This is a genomic window from Acinetobacter sp. FY683 (assembly GCF_059515885.1).
In genome coordinates, this window is sequence record NZ_JCAKNA010000052.1 from 1 (window position 1) to 6,899 (window position 6,899).

At 34.0% G+C, this 6,899-nt stretch carries 5 protein-coding genes; 2 read left to right on the top strand and 3 right to left on the bottom strand.

The features are described from left to right. Positions 1-970: 970 nt before the first annotated feature. Together AC5YDH_RS14605 and mobC are read left to right on the top strand one after the other, a co-directional pair. The gene (locus AC5YDH_RS14605) at positions 971-2,539 is read left to right on the top strand and encodes a type IV secretory system conjugative DNA transfer family protein (protein WP_496120546.1); all 1,569 of its coding nucleotides are present in this window, start codon (positions 971-973) and stop codon (positions 2,537-2,539) included. Between the two features lie 3 nt (positions 2,540-2,542). Further along, positions 2,543-3,301: a MobC family replication-relaxation protein gene (gene mobC, locus AC5YDH_RS14610; protein WP_496120548.1), complete on the top strand. Its 759-nt coding sequence runs from the start codon at positions 2,543-2,545 to the stop codon at positions 3,299-3,301. 128 nt (positions 3,302-3,429) lie between these two features. On the opposite strand, the gene AC5YDH_RS14615 is transcribed toward mobC, so the two are convergent. From AC5YDH_RS14615 to repM, 3 genes are all read right to left on the bottom strand, one after another. Beyond that, positions 3,430-4,959 carry a phosphoethanolamine transferase gene (locus AC5YDH_RS14615; protein ID WP_496120550.1) on the bottom strand — a complete coding sequence of 510 codons (1,530 nt, stop codon included), beginning with the start codon at positions 4,957-4,959 and terminating at the stop codon, positions 3,430-3,432. Positions 4,960-5,181: 222 nt separating this feature from the next. Next, positions 5,182-5,754, bottom strand: a complete 573-nt coding sequence (locus AC5YDH_RS14620) for a plasmid replication DNA-binding protein (protein WP_496120552.1) — start codon at positions 5,752-5,754, stop codon at positions 5,182-5,184. A 13-nt stretch (positions 5,755-5,767) separates the two neighbouring features. Further along, a complete protein-coding gene (repM, locus tag AC5YDH_RS14625) occupies positions 5,768-6,694 on the bottom strand; it encodes a replication initiation protein RepM (RefSeq protein WP_496120554.1) in 927 nt (308 codons plus the stop codon). Positions 6,695-6,899 lie beyond the last annotated feature (205 nt).

Sequence of the window (6,899 nt, forward strand, 5' to 3'; positions counted from 1 at the left end):
GGGTCGATAAACGGTGTTATAAGGGTCGATAAACGGTGTTATAAGGGTCGATAAACGGTGTTATAAGGCTTTGGAAACTCTTTATTGAAAAGGCTTTCAGGTCTCTTAAAAGCATTTAAAAGTATTAAAATATATTAAAAACCTTTTTTCTTTAAAATTGCCCTATGTTTTCGCTACGCTCAAACTCTATTGAACTTCGCTAAAGCTCAGTTCGTTGGGGCAATTTTTTAGTTAATCTCAGTGTGAATTCTTTAAAAGCAAAAGAAACTCGGAATTCGCTTCGCTCATAAGTTTTTATGCTCGCTTCGCTCGATCTAGGTTTAAAGATCTGCATCTAATTTCTTATTGCTCTAAGTTTTCATTTTTAAAAGAATGTTTTTCAGAGAGTCTAGGCGCGACTTTTCTTTGTGTCGCTCGTAGACACTCGCTAATTATTTAATCTTAGGATTTAACAATACAGAGAATTAAAATAGAGAACAGAAATAGAAACAAAGCGTTCTCTGATTATGTTCTCCATGAGGTTGTGTATCCTCGGACAACGCCACCGCTACGCTACACTTTTAAAATTATGCTAAAACCATAATTTTAAACCACTTTTGTGGACGTGTTGGCTAAAATCGCTGGACGCGATTTTTATCCTCTACGGAAGCCCCATGCCTGCTCCACTGGGGTTCCGCAGGTTCTTCGTTGTCACTCCGAATCGCTTCGCGACATACCTCGTCGCATACAGTTGTTGAGATATTAAATGCCATTCACTTTTCCATGGATTGATGTGAATTTGGTAGCCCATTTTTATTTTCAATTTTGAGCTGTGATGTTGCGGTACGTACTTTATTTTTTTGTTTTTCTTTTTGTTGGCTCTGCGCTTTTAGAAATTTTTAAACATGACATTCTTCAGAATATTTCAAGGTTCTTTATTGTTTATCGTCTTTTCATTTGTGGCTTTTTAGGTTTCCTCCTGTTCTATATTTTGTCAGAAGGCTTAAAAAATAAAGATAAAAGATCAGGACTAAAACTCAAATTTTTCATTGTGGCTTTTTTTATTGTTCTAATTTCTTTCGCGGCAAATATATGGTTCGTTGAGGCTTATTTTGGATTCAGGGAAAATGTTTATGAAAATCTATTTATTTCCTGTCTGATCGGTTTCCTTACAGCAATTGTTTTTCAGCAACTTTTTATTCTAGTCCAGCAAAAAATGACTTCTAAAACGGCTATTCAAAGCACTTTGGAGCGATCAAAAAAGTCTGATATTCGTGATTTTGAAAAAGGAATGCTGAAAGAAAAACCAAAATTTGATCCTAAGAAACATTTTAAGAAAGATAAATTTTTCTTGGCTGAGGATGAAGATGGGAAACCCATTTATTGGACTGAAGAAACGTTACCTCATATTCAGGTATGCGGTGCAACAGGATCTGGCAAAGGTGTGGCTTTAGGTTCTATAGCGGCTCAATGTTTGTATAAAGATGAAGCCGTTTTTATTTTTGATCCTAAAAATGATGAATGGCTTCCACAAGTCGCTTATCAAGCTGCTCAAGATACAGGTAAAGATTATTTCATTGTCGATCTTAACCAAGCTACCTATCAATTCAATATGTTTGAGGATATTACTCCAGCTCAACAATTTGAAATGTTATGTGCAGGTTTTGGTTTTATTAAGACGGGAAATCCGGGACCAGATTTTTATGTTCCACCTAAACGTAAAATGGCTGAGTTTGTTTCTCAGAACTGGCATTTAGGCCAAACTGCAGAAGGATTCTATGCTGAATATGCCGATTTTTTAAAGAACGAATCAGAGGATTTTGAACAGTCCTTTCGTGAGCTTGCTGCTATAAAAGCAGTTAATGCGAAACATGGTTTATCTTTAAAAAATGTTGTTGAGAATGGTGGGATTGTCTACATCATCGGTTCAATGCGTAATGAAGCGGTTAAAGCTGCTCAAAAAATGTTGTTGGTTCGTTTAGTACAGATAGCAGAATCTAGAGATCGGATTAAGGGGAATATTCGTCCCATTTGTGTGGTGTTAGACGAATTGAAATACCACATTTCTAGACCTGCCATTGAAGCTCTTGGCGCTGCGCGCGATAAGGGTTTGCATGTGGTGATGGCACATCAAAGCATAGCTGATTTGAAAGATTGCCCACAGGATTTAAATGCAGATGCTGTAGAAGGTGCTGTTTTAGAGAACTCGACCATTAAATTGATTTATCGTGTTGAGATGCCTGAAACTGCAAAAACATTTGCTGAAAAAAGTGGTTCAATTTTAGTTGATGATGAAGTCCGTACAGTTGACCGTTCCTTAAGCCTTGCTGAATCTGTATCGGATGAGCGTAAATTGAGTCAAAGTGAAACAACTCTAATTGATATGAATAGATTCTTAACTTTCCCCAAACGCAGTGGAGTTTTATTCGGTGTCGGCTTAGCAAAAATAGTAAATACAAGTCCATATATTGCAACTAAGAGTTATACCGCTATCGAGGTAATGGATCAGGGATCAGATGAAATTGTAGTGCCTGATAGCGTAGATTTCGGGAAGTTGTAACTCATGGGCGATTCATCTTTTTTTGTTCATGACAAAACAGCACAAGCGACAAGAATCGAAGAAAAACAAAACATAGTTTTGGAGTTCTTATCTCATGAGGTCTTTAGCACCTCCGAGATACTCGGGCAGTTATTGAATCTTGGTCGCACAAGCACGTATAAGACGCTCAAAGCGATGGAAAAGAAAGATATGGTACGTCTGTATGATATTGAGTATGAACTCGCTCAGAGAGGAAAACAGACGATTTGGGGGCTTACGCCTAAAGGGGCTTTGCTTGCCACGGATCTCAATGATTTTCAGGTGGACTTTTATGAAGCTGGTCGAATTGCAACATCAACGATGGCGCATAGTATTGCGATTCAGCGTGTCAAAGTGACAGGACTTAGTAAGGGATGGACGGATTGGTTAAGTAGTCGAAAACTCAGACAAATCGCAACTAAAGATAAGACGAAGTGGTTGCAGATCCCTGATGCTTTAGCGACTTCTCCTCAAGCTAAGAGGATTGCTTTTGAGATTGAGAAAACAATTAAAACACCTAAGCGGTATCAGGTGATTTTGAGCAACTATGCCAAGATGTTTTTAGACAAAACAGTCGATGAGGTCTTTTATATTTGTCCAGAGAACATTGCCAAACGGTTAGAGCGATTATTTTCGAATATCGACAAAATTATCGTTGATGGTAAAAGCTATCCTTTGCATGAAAATGTCTTGAAACGTATACGGTTCCTATCTTTTGAGGAATGGAATAACATAATCGAATGATGCGTAAATAAAAAAAGCCTAGAGAAATCTAGGCTTTTTCATATTCAAATGGGTTCTAACAGCTTAATTTCGCATAAGAGTTTTTATGTTAAATACCCCTATCTTTGATAAAAATAGGAATGTTAATTTTAAAGCTTAATTGGGATATCATTTTCAGCATTATTGAGCATTGTTTGATGATTTATTTGATTGCTATCATTTTTGCAATCGAATAAAGAGTATTTAGGTAATTGTTGGTTAGAAATACCAAGCCAATTTCCTATACCATTGGTGAAATTAAGTCCAGATTTAAATGATTCACATTTTTTACGGTCACTTGAATCTGAATTAACCATGAAAAGTGGTATTTGATAAGATTGTTTTTTCTCTCCAACACGTAAAACGACACTATCACCATCCTGTTGTGAGGATAGTCCATGATCAGCAAAATAAAGCATTGAAAAACTTATATGATCTTTCTTCTCGACATTAACTAATGATGTATAGATTTCTTGCAAAATTGCATCAGTTTTCTTAATAGAAGAAATATAGCAATTAATTTCATCATATTTCGAGTCAATTTTGTCTAACATTTTAGGGTAGTCTTCAATGCGGTCACATGCATTTGGATGAGAACCGTATAGATGAATTACAATAAGTTTTTTATTTTTATTAGTTATAAGTTTCTTAAATTCAGGTATTAATGAAAAATCACTAGTATTTAATGAATCATAAGCACCTTTTTTAAGGAAAAATGTCTGTGAGCTTTTTTTTGCAATAGCAGTAAGAGGAGTATCATGTTCCCCTAAATACCCTTGATTTGATAACCAGTGAGTTTTAAATCCAGATTGATTGGCTAAATCTACAAAATTTTTATCGTATTGAGGCTGACTATCTGTAGTTGCTTGAGTAAGCATGAGTCGTAAACTTGCCACAGTGTTTTTGGCAGGGGCTGTTAAGCCATCGATAAGTATTCCTTTAGAGTTTGAAAGAAAAGGTGTATTAGGAATACTGTATCCATAAGCATGTAAATAATCACGACGAACACTTTCCCCTATAATTAATACATAAGTATCATATTTTGAATTTGTTAATTGGTTTTTTTCCCACGAAGTTTTTTTATCTAAATCTTCTAAAATTTTTTGTTCTTTTTTTACTTCTTTAATTGAATTTTTTATATCTGTAAAGAATTGGAAAGGTGCTTGTTTGAATAAGGCAATAATAATAAAAAGGATTAGGATAGTTTTGTTCTTATAAATCTTAATGTCTAATTTTGTAGTTATTTGATAATAAATGAGTACAAGAGGAATAATTATCAAACCTATAAGGTAATTTTTTATAGGAATATTTACAAAAAATTCATATGTTTCATTGGTATCCGTTGCAAAAGCTGATGCTATATAGTGATAAGCCACGCCACCATAGGTTAAACCTATTGGTGTATATATTGAATATAATGCAACCAATGGAATGACGAAATAGTAGAAAGCCTTTTTTGAAGAACCACAAATAATAATTAAGATCATTAATAGTATAGTTTTACTATCTGATGTTCCTAACCCGACCCCCATGATCATTATTTTACATGCAATAAAAAGTAATAGTATTGCAAAAAAAGTATATAAATATTTTTTAAGTAACATTTTCAATAAGATAGATAAAAAAAAAGCTTTATACATTTTTATTTGTTAAATTACAAACAATTGATAGAAAAATTAAGTATTTCTAAAATTAACATAATACACCTTATACGAAATGCTTTCTAAATCATTTTATTTTTCAAGTGATTAAGACTATGAAAAAGCCATTATTTCTTGATAGTGGCTTTTTCTTCTTTTTTAACGGTTCCACGATCAATAAAACAACAATGTTCCACGATCAAGTTCAACCAAACTTAATAATCAGTCTTCAAAAATTGCCTTCGTCAAACGCCCAAACAAGCCACGTTTTTTAGGTTGTGGCATTGCCACATTTTGCACTATGGCACGCTGTAGCGTTGGTGCATCGCATGCCGTGGCATCTTGTTGTGGCATTGCCACATTTTGAAATGATTTATCTTCTAATTTTTCTTTATTATCAATTGATTCAGTATTTGTCGCACGCTGTAGTGTTGGTGTGTCGCATGCCGTGGCATCTTGTTGTGGTGCTACTGTAGCAGGTGCCACACTTTTTAACTCAATGAGAGTTTGCATTCGATCAATTTGTTGCATTAAACGCTCTTCACGTTCTTGATATTTTTTTACTTCATTTTCTAAATGAGCAATTAATTTTTTGGTTGAATCATCTACTTCTTGTTTAGATGATTCCTCTCTCTTAGATATTTGCTCAGGTTCACCAAAACAACGAATAACTTCCGTAATATCGAATTGCCCATCTGCCGACCTAGATAGGCGACCATTTCTTACAGCTCGGTAAATTGTAGATCGATCTACATTGAATTGTTTTGATACTTCGCTTAATGACAGTTTTGCCATTTATGTAATCCTTTTATTTAGATGGCATATATCCAGCTTTTTTTAGATATGGAAAGAGTTCTTGTCGTTTATTGGGATCTTGTAGCATTTCAGCGATTCTAATAGCAAATTGTTCGAAACTTTCTGTTCCATGAGAATATGTACTCATTTCAGGCATTTCAGATAGTTTTTTTGCAAACATATATCGTTGGGAATCTGTCATTTTTATAATCCCTAACTCCTGAACTGGCTCTATAATTAATTTAGAGTCTTCTCTTTTTTGTTTAAAGCTAAAAGAAAAACCATAAATAGAACGTCCTTTTTTATGTTGTTCATATGTTGTGGTGATGTCAGTAAATTCATTAATTTGAGAAATAGCAATTTCTAAGACACGTCTTTTAAAAAGCTCCATTCGTTGATATTCACTATCATCTATACCTAGTTGATTTCTGAATTGTGATAATTCAAAAATAGGAGTTTTTCCTACCGTACGCCAAGCAATAAGCAATTCATATAAGCGTATTGCATATCTACTTTTTAATAGACTTACTTGCTTTAATTCATAACTAGTAAAATGTTGTTCTAATCTCGTAATTAAGGGTACAACAGCAGGTGCAAAAATTAATTTCACAGTTGCTTCATTTTCAACATATCTAATTTCACTTACCCATCTAGATTTAACATGTTCAACATTTCCATTTTTATTGATAAATTGAAAACTAAATCTGCGTTCAAATAGGTCATCTGTAGCCTGTTTTAATACTTTATAAGCTGTATGCTTTTCTACATTAAAATGATTTATATAACTTGAGGCATGAACCTCTAAAGCATCATTTGCATTTATTCCTTTCCCTGTTTCTCTAGCTGTAATAATCGCTAAGAGAATTAATCGTTGTTCAACTAAATCTAAATTATAGCTAGCGTTAATTAAGGCATTGTCTTTTACTACTAATTCTTTCATATCACACCATGATTATATATTGATATATAGCACCACAATGTAATAAAGGTGTCAATGGGTCGATAAACGGTGTTATAAGGGTCGATAAACGGTGTTATAAGGGTCGATAAACGGTGTTATAAGGGTCGATAAACGGTGTTATAAGGCTTTGGAAACTCTTTATTGAAAAGGCTTTCAGGTCTCTTAAAAGCATTTAAAAGTATTA